Annotated in this window: 22 protein-coding genes; 12 read left to right on the top strand and 10 right to left on the bottom strand. The window is 72.1% G+C overall.

Features of this window, described 5'->3' with window-relative positions:
• Nucleotide 1: 1 nt before the first annotated feature.
• The 5 genes from cbiE to cobC are packed head-to-tail and all read left to right on the top strand — an operon-like array spanning nt 2 to nt 5,315.
• Complete coding sequence (cbiE, locus tag ACWEBX_RS25530) at nt 2-1,270, top strand: precorrin-6y C5,15-methyltransferase (decarboxylating) subunit CbiE (protein WP_451887166.1); 1,269 nt, start codon at nt 2-4, stop codon at nt 1,268-1,270.
• Nucleotides 1,267-2,973, top strand: coding sequence for a precorrin-3B C(17)-methyltransferase (cobJ, locus tag ACWEBX_RS25535; protein ID WP_451887148.1), 1,707 nt, complete (start codon nt 1,267-1,269; stop codon nt 2,971-2,973). The genes cbiE and cobJ overlap by 4 nt, the downstream gene beginning before the upstream one ends.
• Nucleotides 2,970-3,209, top strand: a complete 240-nt coding sequence (locus ACWEBX_RS25540) for a hypothetical protein (RefSeq protein WP_451887149.1) — start codon at nt 2,970-2,972, stop codon at nt 3,207-3,209. The genes cobJ and ACWEBX_RS25540 overlap by 4 nt, the downstream gene beginning before the upstream one ends.
• Complete coding sequence (locus tag ACWEBX_RS25545; RefSeq protein ID WP_451887150.1) at nt 3,206-4,159, top strand: sirohydrochlorin chelatase; 954 nt, start codon at nt 3,206-3,208, stop codon at nt 4,157-4,159. Before ACWEBX_RS25540 ends, ACWEBX_RS25545 begins: the two co-directional genes overlap by 4 nt.
• On the top strand, nt 4,149-5,315 hold the full coding sequence (cobC, locus tag ACWEBX_RS25550) for an Rv2231c family pyridoxal phosphate-dependent protein CobC (protein ID WP_451887151.1): 1,167 nt from the start codon (nt 4,149-4,151) through the stop codon (nt 5,313-5,315). The genes ACWEBX_RS25545 and cobC overlap by 11 nt, the downstream gene beginning before the upstream one ends.
• 94 nt (nt 5,316-5,409) lie before the next feature.
• Here the strand turns inward: cobC and ACWEBX_RS25555 are convergent, their stop codons facing one another.
• From ACWEBX_RS25555 to ACWEBX_RS25575, 5 genes are all read right to left on the bottom strand, one after another.
• Nucleotides 5,410-6,336 (bottom strand): SCO1860 family LAETG-anchored protein, encoded by a 927-nt coding sequence (locus ACWEBX_RS25555; RefSeq protein WP_451887152.1) that lies wholly within the window; start codon nt 6,334-6,336, stop codon nt 5,410-5,412.
• A gap of 309 nt (nt 6,337-6,645) precedes the next feature.
• On the bottom strand, nt 6,646-7,737 hold the full coding sequence (locus tag ACWEBX_RS25560) for an amidohydrolase family protein (RefSeq protein WP_451887153.1): 1,092 nt from the start codon (nt 7,735-7,737) through the stop codon (nt 6,646-6,648).
• 10 nt (nt 7,738-7,747) lie between these two features.
• Nucleotides 7,748-8,572 (bottom strand): amino acid ABC transporter ATP-binding protein, encoded by an 825-nt coding sequence (locus ACWEBX_RS25565; RefSeq protein ID WP_451887154.1) that lies wholly within the window; start codon nt 8,570-8,572, stop codon nt 7,748-7,750.
• The gene (locus ACWEBX_RS25570; RefSeq protein WP_384786540.1) at nt 8,569-9,402 is read right to left on the bottom strand and encodes an amino acid ABC transporter permease; all 834 of its coding nucleotides are present in this window, start codon (nt 9,400-9,402) and stop codon (nt 8,569-8,571) included. The genes ACWEBX_RS25565 and ACWEBX_RS25570 overlap by 4 nt, the downstream gene beginning before the upstream one ends.
• Nucleotides 9,399-10,256 carry a transporter substrate-binding domain-containing protein gene (locus ACWEBX_RS25575; protein ID WP_451887155.1) on the bottom strand — a complete coding sequence of 286 codons (858 nt, stop codon included), beginning with the start codon at nt 10,254-10,256 and terminating at the stop codon, nt 9,399-9,401. Before ACWEBX_RS25575 ends, ACWEBX_RS25570 begins: the two co-directional genes overlap by 4 nt.
• A gap of 153 nt (nt 10,257-10,409) precedes the next feature.
• On the opposite strand from ACWEBX_RS25575, the gene ACWEBX_RS25580 reads away from it, so the two are divergent.
• The 5 genes from ACWEBX_RS25580 to thpD all read left to right on the top strand — a co-directional run bounded on the left by ACWEBX_RS25580 (nt 10,410) and on the right by thpD (nt 15,478).
• Nucleotides 10,410-11,531 (top strand): pyridoxal-phosphate-dependent aminotransferase family protein, encoded by a 1,122-nt coding sequence (locus tag ACWEBX_RS25580; protein WP_451887156.1) that lies wholly within the window; start codon nt 10,410-10,412, stop codon nt 11,529-11,531.
• Between the two features lie 562 nt (nt 11,532-12,093).
• Complete coding sequence (gene ectA / locus ACWEBX_RS25585) at nt 12,094-12,633, top strand: diaminobutyrate acetyltransferase (protein ID WP_355775734.1); 540 nt, start codon at nt 12,094-12,096, stop codon at nt 12,631-12,633.
• A 49-nt stretch (nt 12,634-12,682) separates the two neighbouring features.
• Complete coding sequence (ectB, locus tag ACWEBX_RS25590; RefSeq protein ID WP_451887157.1) at nt 12,683-13,954, top strand: diaminobutyrate--2-oxoglutarate transaminase; 1,272 nt, start codon at nt 12,683-12,685, stop codon at nt 13,952-13,954.
• Nucleotides 13,955-14,178: 224 nt separating this feature from the next.
• The gene (locus ACWEBX_RS25595; RefSeq protein WP_384786556.1) at nt 14,179-14,583 is read left to right on the top strand and encodes an ectoine synthase; all 405 of its coding nucleotides are present in this window, start codon (nt 14,179-14,181) and stop codon (nt 14,581-14,583) included.
• Nucleotides 14,584-14,590: 7 nt separating this feature from the next.
• A complete protein-coding gene (gene thpD / locus ACWEBX_RS25600) occupies nt 14,591-15,478 on the top strand; it encodes an ectoine hydroxylase (RefSeq protein ID WP_451887158.1) in 888 nt (295 codons plus the stop codon).
• 63 nt (nt 15,479-15,541) lie between these two features.
• On the opposite strand, the gene ACWEBX_RS25605 is transcribed toward thpD, so the two are convergent.
• From ACWEBX_RS25605 to ACWEBX_RS25625, 5 genes are all read right to left on the bottom strand, one after another.
• On the bottom strand, nt 15,542-16,594 hold the full coding sequence (locus tag ACWEBX_RS25605; protein WP_451887159.1) for an aminotransferase class V-fold PLP-dependent enzyme: 1,053 nt from the start codon (nt 16,592-16,594) through the stop codon (nt 15,542-15,544).
• Between the two features lie 125 nt (nt 16,595-16,719).
• A complete protein-coding gene (locus tag ACWEBX_RS25610; RefSeq protein WP_451887160.1) occupies nt 16,720-17,439 on the bottom strand; it encodes a DsbA family oxidoreductase in 720 nt (239 codons plus the stop codon).
• A gap of 78 nt (nt 17,440-17,517) precedes the next feature.
• Entirely contained in the window at nt 17,518-18,024 is a 507-nt protein-coding gene (locus ACWEBX_RS25615) for an N-acetyltransferase family protein (RefSeq protein WP_451887161.1), read from the bottom strand.
• Nucleotides 18,025-18,150: 126 nt separating this feature from the next.
• Nucleotides 18,151-18,759 carry a DUF1349 domain-containing protein gene (locus ACWEBX_RS25620; protein WP_451887162.1) on the bottom strand — a complete coding sequence of 203 codons (609 nt, stop codon included), beginning with the start codon at nt 18,757-18,759 and terminating at the stop codon, nt 18,151-18,153.
• Between the two features lie 208 nt (nt 18,760-18,967).
• Complete coding sequence (locus tag ACWEBX_RS25625; RefSeq protein ID WP_451887163.1) at nt 18,968-20,497, bottom strand: aldehyde dehydrogenase (NADP(+)); 1,530 nt, start codon at nt 20,495-20,497, stop codon at nt 18,968-18,970.
• A 144-nt stretch (nt 20,498-20,641) separates the two neighbouring features.
• Here ACWEBX_RS25625 and ACWEBX_RS25630 point away from each other — a divergent pair, with 144 nt between their 5' ends.
• On the top strand, nt 20,642-21,415 hold the full coding sequence (locus ACWEBX_RS25630; protein ID WP_451887164.1) for an IclR family transcriptional regulator: 774 nt from the start codon (nt 20,642-20,644) through the stop codon (nt 21,413-21,415).
• A gap of 98 nt (nt 21,416-21,513) precedes the next feature.
• Nucleotides 21,514-22,965 carry a peptidoglycan D,D-transpeptidase FtsI family protein gene (locus ACWEBX_RS25635; protein WP_451887165.1) on the top strand — a complete coding sequence of 484 codons (1,452 nt, stop codon included), beginning with the start codon at nt 21,514-21,516 and terminating at the stop codon, nt 22,963-22,965.
• Nucleotides 22,966-23,113 lie beyond the last annotated feature (148 nt).

The following is a 23,113-nucleotide window of genomic DNA, read 5'->3' on the forward strand; positions in this document are numbered from 1 at the left end:
TGTGATCACCGTCGTCGGTACGGGCACGGGGGCGCCATCGGCCCCGGACGCCGGGGCCGCGCTCTCCGGGGCGGGGCTGGTCGTGGGTGCCGGTCGCCATCTCGCGGCGGCCCGGCTGCCGGAGCGGGCGGAGCGGGTGGTGCTCGGACCGCTGGCGCCGGCCCTGGACCGCATCGAGCGGTACACGGACGCCGGGGCGCCGGCGGGCCCGGTCGTGGTGCTCGCGTCGGGCGACCCCGGGTTCTTCGGGATCGTACGGGCGCTCGCGGAGCGGTTCGGGAACGCGCGGCTGGACGTCCGGCCCGGAGTCTCGTCCGTGGCGACCGCCTTCGCCCGGCTCGGCCTTCCCTGGGACGACGCCGTGGTGGTCAGCGCGCACGGGCGTGATCTGCGGACGGCCGTCCAGATCTGCCGGTCGCGGCCCAAGGTGGCGGTGCTGACCGCTCCCGGGTCCGGACCCGCCGAGCTGGGTGCCGCCCTCGCCGGCGCGGACGCCGAGCGCGTCCTGGTGGTGGCGCGGGCCCTCGGCGACCCGGAACACGAGGACGTCGAGCGGGTCACGCCCGCCGAGGCCGCCGCCCGCGACTGGGGTCCGGCGGTCAGTGTCGTGCTGTGCCTGGACGCGTCGCGGTCCCTGGCTCCCGTCCGGACCGTCGCCGGGCCGCCGGCCGGTCCCGGCCGATGGGCCCTGGACGAGAGCGAGTTCGCCCACCGCGACTCGATGATCACCAAGTTCGAGGTACGGGCGCTGGCGCTGGCCCGGATCGGACCGAGGCTCGGCGACCTGGTCTGGGACATCGGCGCGGGCTCGGGCTCCGTCGCCGTGGAGTGCGCGCGGTTCGGCGCCGCGGTGACCGCGGTCGAGAAGACCCCGGACGGCTGCGAGCGCGTGCGCGCCAACGCGGCGGCGCACGGCGTGGACGTACGGGTCGTGCGGGGGTCCGCGCCCGCCGTGCTGTCCGGCCTGGACGAGCCGCACGATCCGGACGCCGTCTTCATCGGCGGCGGCGGACGCGAACTGCCCGGGATCGTCACGGAGTGCGCCCGCCGCGCCCGGCGTGCCGTCGTCGTCGCGATGGCCTCGCTCGACCGGGTGGCGGCCGCCCGTGACGCGCTCACCTCCGCCGGATTCACCTGCGACGGCGTCCTGTTGCAGTCCTCGCGGCTCGCCCCGCTGCCGGGCGGGGTCTCCCGGCTCGCGGCGGCCAATCCCGTCTTCGTGCTGTGGGGCGTCCGGCCTCCGGCCCGTACCGAAGGAGTTCCCCAGTGATCGGCCTGATTTCCGCGACGGCGGCGGGCGCGGCGGCCCGTGACCGGCTCGCCGCGGCCTGGTCCACGCGTACCCGGGTGTACGACGGGCCCGTGGCGGACGCCGTACGGCGGGCCTTCGCGGAGTGCGACCAGATGGTGTGCTTCCTCGCCACGGGCGCGGTCGTACGGCTCGTCGCGCCCCTGCTCTCGGACAAGGGGGCGGACCCCGGGGTGGTGTGCGTCGACGAGGCGGGACGGTTCGCCGTGTCGCTGGTCGGCGGCCACGCGGGCGGGGCGAACGAACTCGCGCGTGAGGTGGGCGAGTTGCTCGGCGCGGAGCCGGTGGTGACGACGGCGACCGACGCGGTGGGCGTGCCCGGTCTCGACACGCTCGGTCTCCCGGTGGAAGGGGATCTCGCCGGGGTCTCGCGGGCCATGCTCGACGGCGAACCGGTCGTGCTGGAGCGGGAGTCGCCCTGGCCGCTGCCCGCACTGCCGCCGAACGTGGGCAGTCCGGCGGCGCCGGGTGCCGCCGTCGTCCGGGTGAGCGACCGGGTCCGGGAGACCGCCGCGCGCGAGGTCGTCCTGCGTCCGCCGTCTCTCGTCGTCGGTGTCGGCGCCTCCCGGGGCGCACCCGTGGAGGAGGTCCTCGGGCTCGTCCGGCACACGCTGCGCGAGGCCGGTCTCTCCGTGCGGTCGGTGGCCGGACTCGCCACCGTCGACGCCAAGTCCGAGGAGCCCGGCATCGTCGGGGCCGCCGGGCGGCTCGGGGTGCCGGTCGTCACGTACACCGCCGAGGAGCTGGCGGCGGTGGCGGTCCCGAACCCCTCCGACGCGCCGCTCGCCGCCGTGGGAACGCCGTCCGTGGCGGAGGCCGCCGCGCTGCTGGGCGGCGGCGAACTCCTCGTACCCAAGCGGAAATCGGTACGGACGGACGGGCAGCCGGCGATGGCGACCTGCGCGGTCGTGCGCCGCCCGGCGCGCGGACGCCTCGCGGTCGTCGGCCTCGGCCCCGGGGCCCGCGATCTGCTCACCCCGCGGGCGACGGCGGAACTGCGGCGGGCCGCGGTGCTCGTCGGGCTCGACCAGTACGTCGACCAGATCCGCGACCTGCTGCGGCCCGGCACGCTGATCCTGGAGTCGGGGCTCGGCGCCGAGGAGGAGCGGGCGCGCACGGCGGTCGCCGAGGCGCGCCGCGGACAGGCCGTCGCGCTGATCGGCAGCGGCGACGCGGGCGTGTACGCGATGGCCTCGCCCGCCCTGGCCGAGGCGTCCGACGACATCGACGTGGTCGGCGTGCCGGGGGTGACCGCGGCGCTCGCGGCCGGGGCGATCCTCGGCGCGCCGCTCGGCCACGACCATGTGTCGATCAGCCTGTCCGACCTGCACACGCCGTGGGAGGTCATCGAGCGCCGGGTGCGCGCGGCGGCCGAGGCCGACATCGTCGTGACCTTCTACAACCCGCGCAGCCGGGGCCGTGACTGGCAGCTCCCCCAAGCGCTCGCGCTCCTCGCGGAGCACCGGGAACCGACGACACCGGTGGGCGTGGTGCGCAACGCCTCCCGTCCGGACGAGTCGAGCCGGGTCACGACGCTGGGGTCCCTGGATCCGGCGATCGTCGACATGATGACCGTGGTGACCGTGGGCAACACGGCGACGCGCGAGATCGCCGGGCGCATGGTGACCCCGCGCGGCTACCGCTGGCAGAAGGAGGCCGAGTGAGCCGAGTGAACCAGGCCCTGCCCGGACTCCGGGCCGCGCCCGGCGCCGGGCGGGAGCCCGTCGGCGTCCCGCCGCACCCCTGTGTTCCGCGGGCCGACCCGGCCGCGAAGAAGACATCTCGGGCCGACCCGGCCCTCAGGAAGACCGCTCGGGCCGACCGGGCCTCGACAACCGCTGAGGCCCACCAGGCCTCGACAGAAGCCGCGGCCGACTCTGCCGCCAAGGAGACATCGTGACCACCCCTCCCCCCGCGCTGCTCATCGCCGGACACGGCACCCGGGACGAGGCCGGAGCCGAGGCCTTCCGTTCCTTCGTAAGGGAACTGGGCCGCCGCCATCCCGAACTGCCCGTCGCCGGCGGGTTCATCGAGCTGTCGCCGCCGCCGCTCGGCGAAGCGGTCGGCGAACTCGTCGGACAGGGCGTCCGGCGCTTCGCCGCCGTACCGCTGATGCTGGTGTCCGCCGGGCACGCCAAGGGCGACATCCCGGCGGCGCTGGCCCGCGAGAAGGAGCGGCACCCCGGGATCTCCTACACGTACGGGCGTCCGCTGGGCCCGCATCCTTCGCTGCTCGCCGTGCTGGAGCGGCGGCTGGACGAGGCCCTCGGCGACAGCGTCACGACCCCCGAGGAGCGGGCCGAGGTGACCGTGCTGCTCGTGGGCCGCGGGTCCACCGACCCGGACGCCAACGCCGAGGTGCACAAGGCGGCACGGCTGCTGTGGGAGGGCCGGGGGTACGCGGGCGTCGAGACCGCGTTCGTGTCCCTGGCCGCGCCGGACGTGCCCTCGGGCCTCGACCGCTGTGTGAAGCTGGGCGCGCGCAGGATCGTGGTCCTGCCCTACTTCCTGTTCACCGGCATCCTCCCGGACCGGGTGCGGCGGCAGACGGAGGACTGGGCCGCCGCGCACCCCGGGGTCGAGGTGGGTTCCGCCGAGGTCATCGGTCCCGAACCCGAGCTGCTCGACCTGGTCATGGAGCGCTACCGTGAGGCCGTCGCGGGCGATCTGCGGATGAACTGCGACTCCTGCGTGTACCGGATCGCGCTGCCCGGCTTCGAGGACAAGGTGGGGCTGCCCCAGCAGCCGCACTTCCACCCGGACGACGACGGCCACCATGACGGGCACGGGCACCACGACGGACACGGGCACCACCATCACGGGGGACACACGCATTCCCATGCCCACTGACCAGGCCGCCGAAGGCGGGCACGATCTGCGGCACCACGGGGACGCCGAGGTGCGCGACGACGGTTCCAAGCTGACCGATCTGGCCGTGAACGTCCGGGCGGACACCCCGCCCGCGTGGCTGCTGGACCGGATCGCCGCGTCACTGCCGTCCCTCGCGGCCTACCCGGACGGGCGGGCCGCGCGGGCGGCGGTGGCGGCGCGGCACGGACTGCCGGTGGAGCGGGTACTGCTCACGGCGGGCGCCGCCGAGGCGTTCGTGCTGCTCGCGCGTGGCCTTGAGGTGCGGGCGCCGGTCGTCGTGCATCCGCAGTTCACGGAGCCCGAGGCCGCGCTGCGGGACGCCGGCCACTCGGTGGGCCGCGTGCTGCTGCGTGAGGAGGACGGCTTCCGGCTCGATCCGGCCGCCGTCCCCGAGGACGCCGATCTCGTCGTGATCGGCAATCCGACCAATCCGACCTCGGTGCTGCACCCGGCCGGGACGGTCGCCGCGCTGGCCCGTCCCGGGCGGGTGCTGGTGGTCGACGAGGCGTTCATGGACGCGGTGCCGGGCGAGCGCGAGTCGCTGGCCGGGCGGACGGACGTACCCGGTCTCGTGGTGCTGCGCAGTCTCACGAAGACATGGGGTCTCGCGGGGCTGCGGATCGGCTACGTGCTCGGCTGCCCCGCGACGATCGCCCGGCTGGAGCGTTCCCAGCCGCTCTGGCCGGTGTCCACGCCCGCGCTCGCGGCGGCGGAGGCGTGCGTGTCCGCGCAGGCGCTCGCGGAGGCGGCGCACGCGGCACGGCGGATCGCCAAGGACCGGGACCATCTGGTCGCGGGACTGCGGGAGTTCACCTGCACCGACGGGCTGCGGGTGGTGGAGCCGGCCGAGAGCTCCTTCGTACTGATCCGGCTGCCGCGGGCCGCGGGAGTGCGCCGTGCGCTGCGCGGTCTCGGGTTCGCGGTGCGGCGCGGGGACACGTTTCCCGGGCTCGGCGACGAGTGGCTGCGGATCGCGGTACGGGACCGGGCGACGGTCAACCGGTTCCTCCAGGCCGTGGACCGGGCGATGACCGTCGCCGGGGACGGCGGCACGGGAATCGTTCCACCCCGGCAGCCCCCGCCGCCCCCAACCGGCCCGCGCCCGGAGCCGCCACGGACGTCCTCCTCGGCCTGAACGACCGGGCCCCGAGCCCCCCGTTCCCGAACCCCGAACCCCCGGGCGGGCCGCGCCCGTTCAGCGTCTCCGACGCCCGGGAGAACAGCGGGCGTCAGCCCCTGCGGCGGCGGGAGAGGGCGACCGCTCCGGCGCCCGCGGCGAGCAGGGCCGCCGCGCCGCCCGCCAGGTACGGCGTCATCGAGCCGCCCCCGGTCTCGGCGAGGCCGCCCTCCTCGCGACCGCCCTGCGGGCTCGCCTCGGCCGTCGGTTCGGCGGCGGCCTCCGAGGGACCGGCCGGGGTCGCCGAGGGACTCTCCGGCGTGGCCTCCCGAGCGGGCGCGGCCGGCGCCTCGCAGGTGGCCTTCGCCAGGGTGACCGTACCCTCGACCTCGGCCACGCCCAGCTTCAACGGGTCGACGGACACGTTCAGTTCGAGCGCGGATGCGGCGGCCGTACGGGAGGTGGTCTCGGTCCTGGAGAGGTCGAGCCGCACCTCACCGACGCCGGGGACCTTCATGTGCGTCGGGCCGCCGGTCGTCAGGGTGACCTTCTTGCCGAGAACGGTGACGGATCCCAGCAGGTTCACGGTGGCGACAGGCTTCTTGCCCGCCTCGCAGGTCGCCTTCGAGGTCACTTCCTGGACCTCGATGAGGGAGAGCAGCGGCAGCCCGGGGACGTGGACGGCGGCGTGCGCGAGACGGGTCGAACCCTCGGCCTTCTCCGCGGAGACGGTGGCCTCGGCGGTGGCGACCTCGGCGCGCAGCACGCTGAACGGACGTCCGTGGTCGACGCCGTCCAACTGGGCGGTGAGCGCGGTCTTCTCGGCACTCTGCGGTGCCTGCACCTCGTTCAGGGAGACCGCGAGCGGGACGTTCACGGTCTTCTTGAGAAGGGACACGTCGAGTCCGGTGCGGAGCACGACGGCGCTCGCGCGGCCGTGGTCACCTGTCGCGTGGGCGGAGCCCGCGCCGGCCAGCGCGGTGGGACCCGCGGCGAGGACGGTGGCGGCCGCGGTGACGGCGAGACGGCGTGCGGGCATGCGGTGGTTGATGCTGTTCAAGGGTGGGACCCCCATAGGAGAAAGCCTGGGACCCGGAAAGAATTACGCACTGAGAGTGAACAGTCAGGTACCTGACGTGAGTTCACTCCATCGTGGGGATTCCGCGCATGTCTTCGAATCCGGGGGCACAGCCGTTCCCCGCCGTCACTCGCCCAACACCCTTGGGCGAACGCGCTGGTTGACGACGGGGGAAGCGCCGGAGCGCACCCGATGGTGCCCAACGAGCACACCACCCCGGTCGTCACGCTCCGTCAACCGCGCCCGCGTCGGCCGTCCACCGCACCCGCGTCAGCCGACGATCCGCCCGTTGAGGACCACCCGTCGCGGATCCGCCAGGACCCGTACGTCGTCGCGCGGGTCCCCGCCGTAGACCACGAGGTCAGCCGGCGCCCCCTCGTCGAGTCCGGGCCGTCCGAGCCAGCGCCTGGCGCCCCAGGTGGTGGCGGAGAGCGCCTCGACGGGCGGGATGCCGGCGGTGACGAGCTCGGCGACCTCGGCCGCGACGAGGCCGTGCGCGAGGGAGCCGCCCGCGTCGGTCCCGACGTAGACGGGGATTCCGGCGTCGTACGCGGCGCGCACGGTGTCGTAGCGGCGTTCGTGCAGCCGTCGCATGTGCGCCGACCACTGGGGGTACCTGGCCTCGCCGCCGGCCGCGAGCCGCGGGAAGGTGGCGATGTTCACGAGGGTCGGGACGATGGCGACCCCGCGCTCGGCGAAGAGCGGGACGGTGTCCTCTGTGAGGCCGGTGGCGTGCTCGACGCAGTCGATGCCCGCCTCGACCAGGTCCCGGAGCGAGTCCTCGGCGAAGCAGTGCGCGGTGACCCGGGCGCCGAGCCGGTGCGCCTCGGCGATCGCCGCCTCGACGGCCTCGCGCGGCCAGCAGGCGCTCAGGTCGCCGGTGCCGCGGTCGATCCAGTCCCCCACGAGCTTGACCCAGCCGTCACCGCGCCGGGCCTCCCGGGCGACGTACGCGACCAGGTCCTCCGGCTCGATCTCGTGGGCGTAGTTGCGGATGTAGCGGCGGGTGCGGGCGATGTGCCGGCCCGCGCGGATGATCTTCGGGAGATCGTCGCGGTCGTCGATCCAGCGGGTGTCGGAGGGTGAGCCGGCGTCCCGGACGAGGAGGGTGCCTGCGTCGCGGTCGGTCAGCGCCTGCTTCTCGGAGACGTCCGCCGGGACCGGGCCGTGGGCATCGAGCCCGACGTGGCAGTGCGCGTCGACCAGGCCGGGCAGCGCCCAGCCCTCGACGGTGCGGACGTCACGGGCGCCGGCGGGGTGCTCGTACGAGATCCTGCCGCCGACGACCCACAGCTCGTCGCGGACGTCGTCGGGCCCGACGAGGACCCGCCCCTTCACGTGCAGTACCGGGTGATCGCTCATGCACGGCACCTTAGTGAGGCGGCTTCCCGTCCTCGCCCCGCCCTGTCCTGTTTCCGGCCTGCCGGTCCGGTGCCCCCTCGGGGACGTCCGCCATCGCCGGGTCGAGCAGCCGGGACAGGAAGTGCCGGGTGCGCTCGTTGGCCGGGTTGCCGATGACCCGCTCCGGGGTGCCGTCCTCGACGATGACACCGCCGTCCATGAAGACGACCCGGTCGGCGACCTCACGCGCGAAGGTCATCTCGTGGGTGACGACCATCATCGTCATGCCCTCGTCGGCGAGCATCCGCATGACGGCGAGGACGTCGCCGACGAGCTCGGGGTCGAGCGCGGAGGTCGGCTCGTCGAAGAGCATCACGTCGGGTCCCATGGCGAGCGCGCGGGCGATCGCGACGCGCTGCTGCTGGCCTCCGGAGAGGGAGGCCGGATAGGCGTCGGCCTTCTCCGCGAGCCCCACCCGGGCGAGGTTCTCGGCGGCCGTCCGGGCCGCCTCCGCCTTGTCCCGGCCGAGCACCCGGCGCTGCGGCAGCGTGAGGTTCCCGGTCACCGACAGATGGGGGAAGAGGTTGAACTGCTGGAACACCATGCCGATACGGCGGCGTACGGCGTCGATGTCGACGTCGGGGTCCGTGACCTCCGTACCGCCCACGAACACCTGGCCCTTGGTGGGTTCCTCCAGGAGGTTCACACAGCGCAGCAGCGTCGACTTGCCGGAGCCGGACGGGCCGATCACACAGACGACCTCGCCCTGGCCGATCTCCAGGTCGATCCCGCGCAGCACCTCGTTGTCGCCGAAGGACTTGTGCAGGTCCTTCACCTGGATCTCGGGTGTGCTCACTTGGTGGCCTCCTTCTGCTGCGCCTCAAGGCGTCGCGCGACGAAGCCGAGCGGGATCGTGACGAGCAGGTAGCACAGACCCGCGACCAGGATCGGCGTGGAGTTGGCGGTCGTGCTGGCCAGGTCGCGGCCGTACTTGGACAGTTCGCGCTCCTCCAGGGTGACACCCAGGAACAGCACCAGCGAGGAGTCCTTGAACAGGGTCACGAGTTCGTTGGTGAGCGGCGGGACGATGATCCGGAACGCCTGCGGGACGACGATCGAGACCATCGCCCGCGCGTGCGAGAAGCCCAGCGAACGGGCCGCCTCCATCTGCCCCTTGGGCACGGCCTGGATGCCCGCCCGGAAGGTCTCGGCCATGTACGCGGCCCCCACCAGACCGAGGGCGAGGGCGACCTTTCCGTACGTTCCGCCGATGATCTCCGTGCCCGGGAACGCGAGCGGTACCGCGACGCCCACGAAGATGAAGATCATCAAGGCGGGCAGACCGCGGAAGACCTCGATGTAGATTCCGGCGAACCAGCGGTAGGGACCCACCGAGGACAGGCGCATCAGGGCGATGACGATGCCCAGCACGAGACCGACGGCGAAGCCGGACGTCGTGTAGAGGACGGTGTTCTTCAGCGCCAGCGTGATGACGTCCGGGAACATCTGCTTGACCAGGTCCCACTGGAAGAACTGGTTCTGCAGACGGCCCCAGTCCGCCGTGACCGCGAAGGCGATCACGACGGCGACGAAGACCACGTACTGCACACCGCGGGAGATCTGGCGCTTCTGGCGCCGGCTCAGGCCGGACCTGCGGGGCTGGAGGGGCGTGTCGGCACCACTCATGAGGCGGACGGGGAGGCGGAGGCCGCGGCCGCGTCGTACGGGCCGATCCACTTCTCGTAGAGCTTCTTGTACGTGCCGTCGGCCTTGGCGTCCGCGATGGCCTTGTTGATGGCGGTGAGGAGCTTGGTGTTGCCCTTCTTCACGGTGAAGCCGTACTGCTCACCGGTGTTGAGGTTGTCGACCACCTTGAAGGCGTCGGCGTTGGCCTTGTCCTTCAGCCAGCCCTGGACGACCGGGTAGTCGATGACGACGGCCTGTACCTGACCGCTGCGCAGTCCGCTGAGGACCGCGTCGGAGGACTCGAACGAGACCGGGTCGAAGCCCTGCTGCTTCGCGTAGTCCTCGCCGGTGGTCTGCGCCTGGGCGCCGAGCTTCGCGCCCTTCGCCTTGACGTCGGCCAGCGAGGTGATGCCGCTCTTCTTGTCGACCAGCACGCCCTGGGTGGCGTTGAAGTACGGGTCGGAGAAGTCGACGTTCTTCTTGCGCTCCTCGGTGATCGTCATACCGGCCGCGGCGAGGTCACACTGCTCGGAGTTGAGGAAGGCGCCCGTCTTGAAGTTCTCGAAGGGGGTGTCGACGATCGCCTGCTTCACGCCCAGGTCCGCGGCGACGAGGTCGATCAGCGACACGTCGAAGCCCTGCACCTTGCCGTCGATCTCCGACTGGAAGGGCGGGTACGGCAGGTGGGTGCACGTGGTGAGCTGCCCCGCCTTGACGAGCTCGACCCCGCCGGCCGCGGTCTTGGAGCCGCTGCCGCCGTCGCCACTGGAGGTGCAGGCGGCCACGAGCGTCAGCCCTGCCGTCAGGGTGATGGCGGCCAGGACTCGGGTCCGGCGGCCGGAGAGGGTGTTCACGGCGGGCCTTCCTGTCAGGGAACTGTGGGTTCCGATTATAAGGAGATGTTTGAGGCTCTCAAATCAAACCGATGGCCACGGGGCCACTCGACCTAAGAAGTCACCAGTGGGCGGGTACGGGGGCACGACAGTTAATCTCGTCACCTGTACCCCATGAGTGAAGAGAGCACCGCCGTGACACACCCGTTCCTGGACCTCGCACCGCTGAGCGCCGCGCACTTCGCGTCGATCGAGGACCGTGTCGCCCGGCTGCTCGGCACCGAGCAGGACGTCGTGATCATGCAGGGCGAGGCACTGCTTCCCCTGGAAGGCGCCATCCGGGGTACGGCCGGTCCCGGCACCACCGCCCTGAACGTCGTCACCGGCCCCTACGGCCAGACGTTCGGGAACTGGCTGCGGGACTGCGGCGCCACCGTGATCGACCTGGCGGTGCCGTTCCACACCGCGGTCACCGCCGCGCAGATCCGCGAGGCCTTCGCCGAGCACCCGTCGATCGACTTCGTGTCGCTCGTGCACGCCGAGGCCGCCACCGGGAACACCAACCCGGTGGCGGAGATCGGCGAGGCCGTACGCGAGCACGGCGCGCTCTTCTATCTGGACGCCGTCGCGTCGATCGGCGCCGAGCCGGTGCTGCCGGACGCCTGGGGCGTCGACCTGTGCGTGATCGGGGCGCAGAAGGCGATGGGCGGCCCCGCCGGCGTGTCGGCGGTGTCGGTGAGCGAGCGGGCGTGGGCGCGGATGGCCGCGAACCCCGGCGCGCCGCGCCGCTCGTACCTCTCGCTCCTCGACTGGAAGGAGCGCTGGGTCGACGGCGGCCGCACGGCGCTGCTGCACGCGCCGGCGCAGTTGGAGATGCTGGCGCTGGAGGCGTGCGTCGAGCGGATCGAGGGAGAGGGCCTGGACGCGGTGATGGCGCGCCACGCCTCGGCCGCCGCGGCCACCCGGGCGGGAGCGGTGGCCCTCGGCGGCGGTCTCGCGCCCTATGTGGACGCCGCCTCCGACGCGGCGCCCGTCGCCACCACCCTGCGGGTGCCCGAGAGCGTGGACGCCTCCACGGTGGTCGCGAAGGCGCTGGCCGCGGATCCCGCGCTGCCGCTCGCCGCGGGCGGCGGCGCGCTCGCGCAGTCGATGATCCGCGTGAACCACTACGGCCCCGACGCCACCCGGGGCGCCGTCCACTCCAGCCTCGCGGGGCTCGGCGCGGCGCTGGCCGAGTCCGGCCTGACGGTGGACCTGGAGGGGGCGCGCCGGGCCGTGGCCCTGGCCTGGGACTGACCCGGACGGCCCGGACGCCCCGGACGACCCGGAGGAATCCGGTGACGGGACCGGCCGAGGGACCGGCGGGGGTGTCCGCGCCTTCGCCGGTCCGGCGGGCGGGGGCGTCCGGACGTTCGCCGGTCCGGCGGGCGGAGGCGTCCGGACCTTCGCCGGTCCGACGGGCGGAGGTGTCCGTGCCCGGGCGGACCGGGGAACCCCCGGGATCCCGGGCGGCGATACCGCGGGAATTGCAATTCCTTCTCCCGCCCTATCCTGTCGCCAATTCGGATCCGCATTCCATCGAGATAGCCTCCCGCATCCTTCTGCCCGATTTCCCTGTCGCCAAACGCAAAGATTTCGCGAACACGAGCGGGCGTGATTCGGGGAGACCTCGTACACATTTCACCCCTGTGACACACTCCACAAGGCGCCCGTTTCCTGTGGAATTTTCCGGGCAAAGCCACCGATAAAGGCACGCTCTTCGGGGGTCTTTCACGGGCGCGTGATAACACACAGGTGCGCCGTCCGTAACCCCGCACGACGATGCAATCTGAACTTTCCGTCGGTAAATTCAAGCCGCATGACCGTCGCCCAAGCAGACCTGTCAGCGGAATTCATGGAAATGCCGGAGGGCCTTCGGATCGACCGTCCGGAGGTGGCCGACGGGGCCGCCCTCTGGCGTATCGCCAAGGACTCCCGAACCCTCGACCTGAACTCCTCCTACAGCTACCTGCTGTGGTGCCGTGACTTCGCCGGCACCTCGGTGGTGGCCCGGGACGCCGACGGACGGCCCGTCGGTTTCGTCACCGCGTACGTGCGCCCCGAGCGTCCGGGGACCCTCCTCGTGTGGCAGGTGGCCGTCGACGCGGCGCACCGCGGTCGCGGACTGGCCGCGCGCCTCCTCGACGGGCTGACCGCGCGCGTGGCGGCCGAGCGCGGACTGTCCGCCGTCGAGACCACCATCACTCCGGGCAACACCGCCTCCGAGCGCCTGTTCACGTCGTACGCACGACGTCATGGCGCCTCCGTCGAGCGCGAGGTGCTGTTCGAGACGGGGCAGTTCCCCGACGGGCCGCACGACCCCGAAGTGCTCTACCGCATCGGCCCGTTCCCCGGCTGATCCCCCTCCTTCCTCCCCTCCCCCCACAAGCTTCGAGGAGCGAATCCCCTTGACCATCACCCAGCCCGACCTGAGCGTCTTCGAGACCCTGGAGTCGGAGGTGCGCAGTTACTGCCGCAACTGGCCCACCGTCTTCGACCGGGCCCGCGGCAGCCGCATGTACGACGAGGACGGGCACGCGTACCTGGACTTCTTCGCCGGTGCCGGGTCCCTGAACTACGGACACAACAACCCCGTGCTCAAACGGGCCCTGATCGACTACCTGGAGCGCGACGGCGTCACCCACGGGCTCGACATGTCGACGGCCGCCAAGCGCGGTTTCCTCGAGGCCTTCCAGAACCTGGTGCTGCGGCCGCGCGACCTGCCGTACAAGGTGATGTTCCCCGGCCCGACCGGCACCAACGCCGTCGAGTCGGCGCTGAAGCTCGCGCGGAAGGTGAAGGGGCGCGAGGCGATCGTGTCGTTCACCAACGCGTTCCACGGGATGTCGCTCGGCTCGCTCGCCGTGACGGGCAACGCCTTCAAGCGGGCGGGCGCCGGCGTCCCGCTGGTGCACGGCACCCCGATGCCGTTCGACAACTACTTCGACGGGCAGGTCCCGGACTTCCTGTGGTTCGAACGGCTCCTGGAGGACCAGGGATCCGGTCTCAACCACCCCGCCGCGGTGATCGTCGAGACCGTACAGGGCGAGGGCGGCATCAACGTCGCGCGGCCCGAGTGGCTGCGCGCTCTGGCCGACCTGTGCGCGCGTCGCGACATGCTGCTGATCGTCGACGACATCCAGATGGGCTGCGGGCGGACCGGCGCGTTCTTCTCCTTCGAGGAGGCGGGGATCGTGCCCGACATCGTGACCGTGTCCAAGTCCATCAGCGGGTACGGGCTGCCGATGTCGCTGTGCCTGTTCAAGCCCGAGCTGGACATCTGGGAGCCGGGCGAGCACAACGGCACCTTCCGCGGCAACAACCCGGCGTTCGTCACGGCCACCGCCGCCCTGGAGGCCTACTGGGCCGACGGGTCCGCCATGGAGAAGCAGACCCGCGCCCGCGGCGAGCAGATCGAACAGGCGCTGATCTCCATCACCGAGGAGAACCTCGCCGACGTCAAGGAGTACCGCGGCCGCGGACTCGTCTGGGGCGTCGAGTTCAAGGACAAGGCCCGCGCCGCGCGGATCGCCCGTCGCGCCTTCGAACTCGGGCTGCTCGTCGAGACGTCGGGACCGGAGAGCGAGGTCGTGAAGCTGCTGCCGGCCCTGACCATCACCCCCGACGAACTGGACGAGGGCCTGCGCACCCTCGAACGCGCCGTCCGCGAGACCGTCTGAGCCCGCTCTCCGGGAGACCGGCGGGAAGCACGGGCAGCGCGAGCAGCACGGGCAGCGCGAGCAGCACAGGCAGCGCGAGCAGCACAGGCAGCGCGAGCAGCACAGGCAGCGCGAGCAGCACAGGCAGCGCGAGCAGCACAGGCAGGGCGAGCAGCACAGGCAGGGCGAGCAGCACAGGAAGCACGACAGACACGACACGCACGAGAGAGAGGTGGCGCACCACCGTGATAGTCCGTTCGTTCAAGGAACTCGAGGGCACCGACCGGCATGTGAAGGCCGCGTCCGGCACCTGGGAGAGCAAGCGCATCGTCCTCGCCAAGGAGAAGGTCGGCTTCTCCCTGCACGAGACGATCCTGTACGCGGGCACGGAGACGTCGATGTGGTACGCGAACCACATCGAGGCCGTGCTGTGCGTCGAGGGCGAGGCCGAACTCACCGATCACGAGACCGGCGAGAAGCACTGGATCGCGCCGGGGACGATGTACCTGCTGAACGGTCACGAGCGCCACACCCTGCGCCCGAGGACCGACTTCCGGTGCGTCTGCGTCTTCAACCCGCCCGTCACCGGACGGGAGGACCACGACGAGAACGGCGTCTACCCCCTGCTCACCGAACCCGAGGAGGTGTGACACACCGATGACCACACTCACCGATCCGTACCCCAGCCGCGCCGCCACCGAAGTGGCCGTGCCCCGCCAGGACCCGGTCGTCTGGGGCGCGCCGGACGAACCCGGCCCGATCTCGGTCTCCGACCTCCACTCCTACGAGCGTGACGGCTTCCTCCCCGTCGATCGGCTCATCGGCGAGGACGAGGTCGCGGTCTACCACCAGGAGCTGGAACGGCTCGTCGCCGACCCGGCGGTCCGCGCCGACGAGCGCTCGATCGTCGAACCGAGAACGCAGGAGATCCGGTCCGTCTTCGAGGTGCACCGGATCAGCGAGGTCTTCGCCCGTCTGGTGCGCGACGAGCGCGTCGTCGGCCGGGCCCGGCAGATCCTCGGCTCGGACGTGTACGTCCACCAGTCGCGGATCAACGTCAAGCCGGGCTTCGGGGCCAGTGGCTTCTACTGGCACTCGGACTTCGAGACCTGGCACGCGGAGGACGGTCTGCCCAGCATGCGGACCGTGTCCGTGTCGATCGCGCTGACCGAGAACCACGACACCAACGGCGGCCTCATGATCATGCCGGGGTCGCACAGGACGTTCCTCGGGTGTGCGGGGGCCACGCCGAAGGACAACTACAAGAAGTCGCTCCAGATGCAGGACGCCGGAACTCCCTCCGACGAGGCGCTCACCGGCCTCGCGAGCCGGCACGGCATCAAGCTCTTCACGGGCAGGGCGGGTTCGGCGACCTGGTTCGACTGCAACTGCATGCACGGCTCGGGGGACAACATCACCCCGTTCCCGCGCAGCAACGTCTTCATCGTGTTCAACAGTGTCGAGAACGCCGCGGTGGAGCCGTTCGCGGCGCCCGTGCGCAGGCCGGAGTTCATCGGGGCACGGGACTTCACGCCGGTGCGGTGACCCCTCCGGATGACACCGCGGGCGGCCCCGGGAAGCGCGTGCTCCCCGGGGCCATCCGCCGTCTCAGCCGGCCAGCACGTCCAGGAGACGGTCGACGTCGGCGGGCGTGTTGTAGAGGTGGAACGACGCCCGCAGATTGCCCGCACGGTTGGACACCTCGACGCCGGCCCGGCTCAACTCGCCCTGCCGGTGGCCGAGTCCGGGCACGGAGACGATGGCGGAGCCCGGCGCGGGCAGCGCCTCGTGGTCCAGCCCGGCCAGCCCCGCGCGGAACCGCTCGGCGAGGGCCAGGTCGTGCTCGTGCACGGCGTCCACGCCCAGTTCCTCGATCAGGGCGAGGGAGTGGCGCACCCCGGCGTAGGTGAACAGGGCGGGGCTGACGTCGAAGCGGCGGGCGGAGTGGGCGAGTTCCTGCACCGGGCCGTAGCAGGAGTCCCAGGGCCGCTCCGCGGCGACCCAGCCCGCGTTCAGCGGGGTGAGCCCGCCGAAGTCCTCGGGCACCACGAGGAAGGCCGCACCGTGCGGGCCCAGCAGCCACTTGAAGGTGGTGCACACGGTGAAGTCGTAGCCGTCGGCGTCGACCGGCAGCCATCCCGCCGCCTGCGAGAAGTCGACGTAGGTGCGCGCCCCGTGGACGCGGGCCGCCTCGCGCAGCGCCGGCAGGTCGGCGATCCGGCCGTCGGCGGACTGGGCGGCGCTGACCGCGACGAGAGCCGTGCCGGGCCGCACGGACTCGGCGAGCCGCTCCAGCGGTACGGCGCGTACCTTCAGGTCGCCGCGGACGTGGAACGGGTTCAGTACGGAGGTGAAGTCGTCCTCGGCGGTGAGGACTTCGGACCCCGGGGCCAGCCCGGCCGCGATCAGCGCGGTCTGGGCGGCGACGGACGGGCCGGCGGCGACCCGGGCGGCCGGGACACCGGTCAGCCGGGCGAAGGAGGCGCGGGCCAGCTCGACGTCCTCGAAGAGGGAGTCGATCGGCCTGCCCTCGGCCCGCAGAGCCACCGCCTCGTGCAGGGCGGCGACGGTACGGGCGGGAAGCAGGCCGGTGCTCGCGGTGTTCAGAAAGGTGTTCTTCGGGGCGAACTCGGCACGGACGAGGGTCTCGAAGGTCTCCATGGGACCACTGTGGGCCCGGACGGTGCCCAAGTCCATTGCGAGCTTTTACGCGGTTTCCCCAAGCAGCGCTTATGCATGGGCCCCGACCTGCGTCTTCCGGCGCCGGGGCCCCTCTCTCGCGCGGGTCAGTTCTGCGGGACGGCGCAGCCGTCCGGGCCACAGGCCTCGGCGTCGCCGGCTTCGTCCTGGATCAGCGTGAGCCGCGGACGCTCGCCCCAGGCCTGGGACAGCGCCTGGGCGAAGACCTCGGCGGGCTGTGCGCCGGAGACCCCGTACGTGCGGTCCAGCACGAAGAAGGGGACGCCGTTCGCGCCGAGCTCGGCGGCCTCGCGCTCGTCGGCGCGGACGTCGTCGGCGTAGGCGGCCGGGTCGGCGAGCACCCCGCGGGCCTCGTCGGCGTCGAGCCCGGCGGCGACGGCCAGCTCCACGAGCCGCTCGTCGTCACCGAAGACGGTCCGCTCCTCCGCGAAGTTGGCCTCGTAGAACAGGCCGATCAGTTCGTCCTGGCGGCCCCGCGCCTTGGCGAGGTGCAGCATTCGGTGCATGTCGAAGGTGTTGCCGTGGTCGCGGTCCCGGGTGCGGTACGCGAGGCCCTCGGCGGCGGCCTGCGTGCCGAGGTTCTCCTCGCCCGCCTGCGCCTGCGCCGCGCTCATGCCGTACTTCTTGGTGAGCATCGTGAGCACGGGCTGGATGTCGCCCTTGGCGCGGCCGGGGTCCAGCTCGAAGGACCGGTGCACGACCTCGACCTCGTCACGGTGCGGGAAGGCGTCGAGCGCCTTCTCGAAACGGGCCTTTCCGACATAGCACCAGGGGCAGGCGATGTCGGACCAGATCTCGACGCGCATTCTTCGGCTCTCTCCAGGTCGTGCGGATACGGGACACCCTCCGGGGACGTCGTTAGGTGAACATTCAAGCGGCTCGGGTCATTCCCCGGCCACCGCGTACCGCAGATACAGGTGGTGATCACCCTCCTCGGGCGGGTTCCCCGGATCGGGGACCCAGCCCAGGCGGGCGTAGAAGGCCTGGGCGCGCAGGTTGTCGGTGTGCACGTCGAGCGTCGCCGTGCGCTTCCCGTCCGCCCGCCACTCCTCCACACAGGCCGCGTGCAGCTCCGCCCCGATTCCGGCCCGCCAGCGGTCGGGGTCGACATGGAACTGGAAGAGCTTGACCGTGCCGGCGGGCGCGCCCTCGTCCGTACGGAAGGAGGCGATGCCCGCGATCCTGCCGTCCTGCACGAGACACAGCACATGGCCGTCGGGGCGCTCGATGGCGCCCCGCCAGGCGGCGAGCCAGTCCGTGCCGTCCCGCGGGACCCCGTCCGGGTAGTAGGTCGCCCGGGCCCGGGCGTGCAGGTCGGCGACGGCGGCCGCCTCGGCGGGCAGCACGGTCCTGATCACGCGGCGCACATGGTTCATACGGTCCTCGATCATGAAGCTGAGGACGTGAGCGCGGACGGTCCGGTTCCGCCCCCGTAGGTACCGGGTGAGGAACCGGACCGACGCGACACGGCTCCAGGCCCTGTCCTGGCCGGCGGAACCTGTCCTGGTGCCGCGGGCCTAGCTGCCGTCGCGGAGGTCGCGCGGCCAGGCCGGGCGGAACTCGATGCCGTCGTAGGTCACCACACAGCCCTCCCCCATCGGCGACTGGGTCATGAAGCCCACCAGCGCGGCCCCGGTCTCCTTCTCGTCCCCCAGGGTGAACAGGCGGATGAAGGTCCATCGCTCGCCGTCGCGGGAGGCGTGGAAGGCGAAGGCGCGGCCGGTGCGGCTCACCCGCAGCCAGACGGAACTGCCCTCCACCGTGAAGGAGTTGGCATCGTCGGAGTGCCCCCGGGTGACGACCGTGCAGACGGTGGGGACGTCCGGGGAGTTCTCCAGGCACAGCTTCGCCCAGGCCCGCTCCCCGACGTGGACGTAGAGCACGCCCGCGTCGAAGGCCGCGCCGAAGCCCACCGTCACGCGGGCGAGGAGCTGGAAGTCCCCCTCCGGCGAACCGAGCAGCCTCGGTGCGTCGGAGGCCGGGTCGAGCCCCTCGCCGGTGGGTGGCACGAAGCGGTCCTGCCGGGGCCCGGCCCAGCCGGTGAGGACACCGTCCTCGTACGACCAGTTCCCGTCGGGGCCGTAGGTACGGAGGGAGAAGGGGAGTTCGGGGAGTGTGACGTCCATGGCCCGAAGTCTCTCAGGTTCCCGGCCGGTCCCTTCGGGAGAAGGGACCGGCCTTTTACGGAACGGACGGCACCGGCACCGGGCCCCGCGAGAACCAGGCCTGCAACGCCGGGCCTGCATGACCGGGCCGCCAAGACACCGGACCGGCACGGCACCCGTCCGGCACGGCACCCGTCCGGCACGGCACCGGTCCGGCGTGAATCCGGCGTCAGCGCTCCAGGCGCCCGTCGTACCGTCGCGGCAGCCCCAGCGGGTTGTCGTCGCGGAGCTCGGGCGGCAGCAGCGCCTCGGGCACGCCCTGGTAGGCCACCGGCCGCATCCAGCGCTCGATGGCGGTGCCGCCGACCGAGGTGGACGTCGAGGTCGTCGCCGGGTACGGCCCTCCGTGGTGCTGGGCCGGAGCGACGGCCACGCCGGTCGGCCAGCCGTTCACCAGGACCCGGCCCGCGAGAGAGGTGAGTTCGGCGAGGATCTCCGCACCGCGCCCCTCGCCCGCGGCCTCCTCCGCGGAGAGCTGCACGGTGGCCGTGAGGTTGCCGGGCAGCCGGGAGAGTACCGCGCCCGCCTCGGACTCGTCCTCGTAGCGCGCCACGACCGTGAGCGGCCCGAAGCACTCCTCCAGGAGCAGGTCGTGTTCGCCCTCGGTGGCAAGCCTGCTCGCGGGAACGGTCAGGAAGCCGGGGCTCACCGTGTGCTCACCGCCCGCGCCCGGTGTCACCGGGGCCTGGACGTCCGGGAGCCCGGCGCGCTCGGCGACCCCGGCGATGAAGTTGTCCCGCATGCGGTGGTCGAGCAGGACCCCGGAGGCGGTGTCGCTCACGGCGTCGGTCAGGGACTTCAGCAGACGGTCGCCCGCCGCGCCGGCCGGCGCGAGCACCAGGCCGGGCTTCACACAGAACTGGCCGACGCCCAGGGTCATCGAGCCGGCGAGTCCCGTGCCGATCTCCTCGGCGCGTTCGGCGGCAGCGGCCTCGGTGACGACGACGGGGTTGAGGGAGCCCAGCTCGCCGTGGAACGGGATCGGCACCGGACGCGCGGCGGCCGCGTCGAACAGCGCGCGCCCGCCGCGGACGGAGCCGGTGAACCCGGCGGCCGTGACCAGCGGATGCCGGACCAGTTCGACACCGGCCTCGAAGCCGTGCACGAGGCCGACGGCCCCCTCGGGGATGCCGTGCCCGGCGGCCGCGCGGCGCAGGACGGCCGCGACCAGCTCGGACAGCGCCGGGTGGTCGGGGTGGGCCTTGACGACGACCGGGCAGCCCGCGGCCAGCGCGCTCGCCGTGTCGCCGCCGGCCACCGAGAAGGCGAAGGGGAAGTTCGAGGCGGAGTACACGGCGACGACGCCCAGCGGCACCTTGTAGCGGCGCAGGTCCGGGATCGGCGGGGTCGCGGTGGCGTCCGGGTGGTTGATCACGACGTCGAGGAAGGCGCCCTCGTCGACGATTCCGGCGAAAGCGCGCAACTGGTAGCAGGTCCGGGCGAGTTCACCCGTGAGCCGGACCGGGCCGAGCGCGGTCTCCGCGTCGGCGGCCTCGACGAGCAGGCCCTTGGCGGCTTCGAGCTGGTCCGCGGCGGAGCGCAGGAACGCGGCGCGCACGGCGCGGTCGGCCAGCGCGGGGCGCGCGTCGTGCGCGGCGCGGACGGCCTCGTCCACCTCTTGGCCTGTGGCCTCCACCGCAACCTGTTCCCGCTGCTTCCCGGTACGGGGGTCGACACTCCAGACTGGTGCTGCTGCCACCGCGGGTCCCTTCAGATGTGATGCCACAGTTCTCGCCGAAGTTCTTGTGTCACTCACCAGGGGTGTTCGATATGCTGAACGCTGTCTCTGATGGTGAACTTCTTGTCGGAGACTATTTCCCGTCCAACGAAGGGGTCAAGGGCGATGTCGGCAGGCGAGACAGGCGGCGGGGCGCAGGTCAAGTCCGCGGTGCGGACCGTTGAATTGCTGGAGTACTTCGCCGGCCGGCCCGGAATGCATTCCCTCGCCGCGGTCCAGGAGGCCGTCGGATATCCCAAGTCGAGCCTCTACATGCTGCTGCGCACGCTCGTGGAGCTCGGCTGGGTCGAGACGGACGCGACGGGCACGCGGTACGGCATCGGCGTACGGGCCCTGCTGGTCGGCACCTCGTACATCGACGGCGACGAGGTGGTCGCCGCGGCCCGCCCCACCCTCGACCGCCTCTCGGACGACACCACCGAGACGATCCACCTCGCGCGCCTGGACGGCACGAACGTCGTCTATCTCGCCACCCGGCAGTCACAGCACTATCTGCGCCCCTTCACCCGGGTCGGCCGCCGGCTCCCCGCCCACTCCACCTCGCTCGGCAAGGCACTGCTGGCCACGTACAGCGACGAGCAGGTCCGCAAGATGCTGCCGGAGGCGCTTCCCGCGCTGACCGAGCACACGATCACCGACCGGGAGAAGCTCATCGAGGAGCTGCGCCAGGTGCGGGAGCAGGGCTTCGCGGTGGACCGCGAGGAGAACACGCTGGGGCTGCGCTGCTTCGGCGTGGCGATCCCGTACCGCACGCCCGCCCGTGACGCGATCAGTTGCTCGGTGCCCGTGGCCCGGCTCACCCCCGCGCACGAGCAGATGGTCAAGGACGCCCTGTTCGACGCCCGTGACCGGCTCACCCTGGCCACCCGCAGGCTCTGACGGGCGAGGCGGCCGGCCCGGCGGCCCCATGAGGAACCGATGAGAAAACCGGGCGGACGGGAACGATTCACCCCTGATCGCTCGTCCTTCTGGTCGGAATGAACAAGACGATCAGGCGTGCCGCCGTCTTCACTCTGCTGCTCGTGCTCTCTCTGCTGGTCAGGGCGACCTGGGTGCAGTTCTACGACGGCCGGGCACTCGCGGACGACAAGGAAAACCGACGGAACGCGATCGCGCTGTACGCGAACCCGCTCGGGAACATCATCGTGGCCGGCGACGCGATCACCGGCTCCGCGCAGACGACAGGGAGCGACCTCAAGTACAAGCGGACGTACAAGGACGGCAGCCTGTACGCGGCGGTCACCGGCTACAGCTCGCAGGTCTACGGGGCGACCCAGCTCGAGGGCGTCTACCAGAAGCTTCTCGACGGCTCGGACATCCAGCTCAAGAACCCGCTGGACACGCTCACGAACAAGCGCGCCGACCCCGGTGACGTGGTCACGACGATCGATCCGGACGTCCAGAAGGCCGCCTACAAGGCGCTCGGGAACAACAAGGGCGCGGCCGTCGCCATCGACCCGAAGACCGGCAGGATCCTCGCGGTCGCCTCGACGCCGTCGTACGACCCGACGACGATCAGCACCGGCAACAACAGCGTCTGGAAGAAGCTGACGACCGACCCCGACAAGCCCCTGGTCAACCGCGCGCTGCGGCAGCCGCTGCCGCCGGGTTCGACCTTCAAGCTGGTCGTGGCCGCCGCCGCGCTGGAGAACGGGCTCTACGACGACGTGGACGCCAGGACGGACAGCCCGGACCCGTACACCCTGCCCGGCACGACCACCCCCCTGAAGAACGAGAACACGTCCGCTCCCTGCGAGAACGCCTCGATCCGGGTCGCGCTCCAGTACTCCTGCAACAACGTCTTCGGCAAGATGGCGGTCGACCTGGGCCAGGACAAGGTCCGGGCGATGGCGGAGAAGTTCGGCTTCAACGACACGGAGCAGGACGTGCCGGTGCGGGCGTACACCAGCGTGTACCCCAAGGACATGGACCGGTCGTCCACGGCGCTGACCGGCATCGGCCAGTACGACGTCACCGCGACGCCGCTCCAGATGGCCATGGTGTCCGCCGCCATCGCCAACGACGGCAAGCTGGTCTCGCCGCACATGGTGTCGCAGACCAGCGACGCCGACGGCAAGGTGCTGAAGAACTACGACGACAGCGCGGACACCCAGGAGATCGTCAGCTCGGACACCGCCCGGCAGCTCCGGTCGGCGATGCAGACGGTCGTCGAGGACGGCACGGGCACGAACGCCCTGATCCCCGGCGCCACCGTGGGCGGCAAGACCGGTACGGCCCAGCACGGCGAGAAGAACAGCAAGACGCCGTACGCCTGGTTCACGTCGTACGCGAAGTCCGACTCGAACGGCAAGGAGGTCGCCGTCGCGGTCATGGTCGAGCAGTCGGGCGCGGCGCGCTCCGAGGTCAGCGGCAACGGACTGGCGGCGCCGGTCGCCAAGGCGATGATGCGGGCCGCGCTGAAGAACTGAGACGCCCCGGCCCGCACGCGAGGCGGCCCCGCACCCCGTCCGGCGCGGGGGGGGGGGGGGGGTGGTGGGGGCGGGCCGGGGGCGCGGCCCGGGCTCGTGCCGGGTGGGCCCGGCGGGCCCCTGGGGTGGGCCCGCGGGATTTATCGTC

Source organism: Streptomyces sp. NPDC005070, from assembly GCF_053600395.1.

Coding starts and splice junctions, on each gene's coding strand:
- cobC (WP_451887151.1), top strand. CDS start 4,149: ATGCCCACTGACCAGGCCGCCGAAGGCGGGCACGATCTGCGGCACCAC.
- ACWEBX_RS25555 (WP_451887152.1), bottom strand. CDS start 6,336: ATGCCCGCACGCCGTCTCGCCGTCACCGCGGCCGCCACCGTCCTCGCC.
- ACWEBX_RS25560 (WP_451887153.1), bottom strand. CDS start 7,737: ATGAGCGATCACCCGGTACTGCACGTGAAGGGGCGGGTCCTCGTCGGG.
- ACWEBX_RS25570 (WP_384786540.1), bottom strand. CDS start 9,402: ATGAGTGGTGCCGACACGCCCCTCCAGCCCCGCAGGTCCGGCCTGAGC.
- ACWEBX_RS25580 (WP_451887156.1), top strand. CDS start 10,410: ATGAGTGAAGAGAGCACCGCCGTGACACACCCGTTCCTGGACCTCGCA.
- ectA (WP_355775734.1), top strand. CDS start 12,094: ATGACCGTCGCCCAAGCAGACCTGTCAGCGGAATTCATGGAAATGCCG.
- thpD (WP_451887158.1), top strand. CDS start 14,591: ATGACCACACTCACCGATCCGTACCCCAGCCGCGCCGCCACCGAAGTG.
- ACWEBX_RS25605 (WP_451887159.1), bottom strand. CDS start 16,594: ATGGAGACCTTCGAGACCCTCGTCCGTGCCGAGTTCGCCCCGAAGAAC.
- ACWEBX_RS25610 (WP_451887160.1), bottom strand. CDS start 17,439: ATGCGCGTCGAGATCTGGTCCGACATCGCCTGCCCCTGGTGCTATGTC.
- ACWEBX_RS25615 (WP_451887161.1), bottom strand. CDS start 18,024: ATGATCGAGGACCGTATGAACCATGTGCGCCGCGTGATCAGGACCGTG.
- ACWEBX_RS25620 (WP_451887162.1), bottom strand. CDS start 18,759: ATGGACGTCACACTCCCCGAACTCCCCTTCTCCCTCCGTACCTACGGC.
- ACWEBX_RS25630 (WP_451887164.1), top strand. CDS start 20,642: ATGTCGGCAGGCGAGACAGGCGGCGGGGCGCAGGTCAAGTCCGCGGTG.
- ACWEBX_RS25635 (WP_451887165.1), top strand. CDS start 21,514: ATGAACAAGACGATCAGGCGTGCCGCCGTCTTCACTCTGCTGCTCGTG.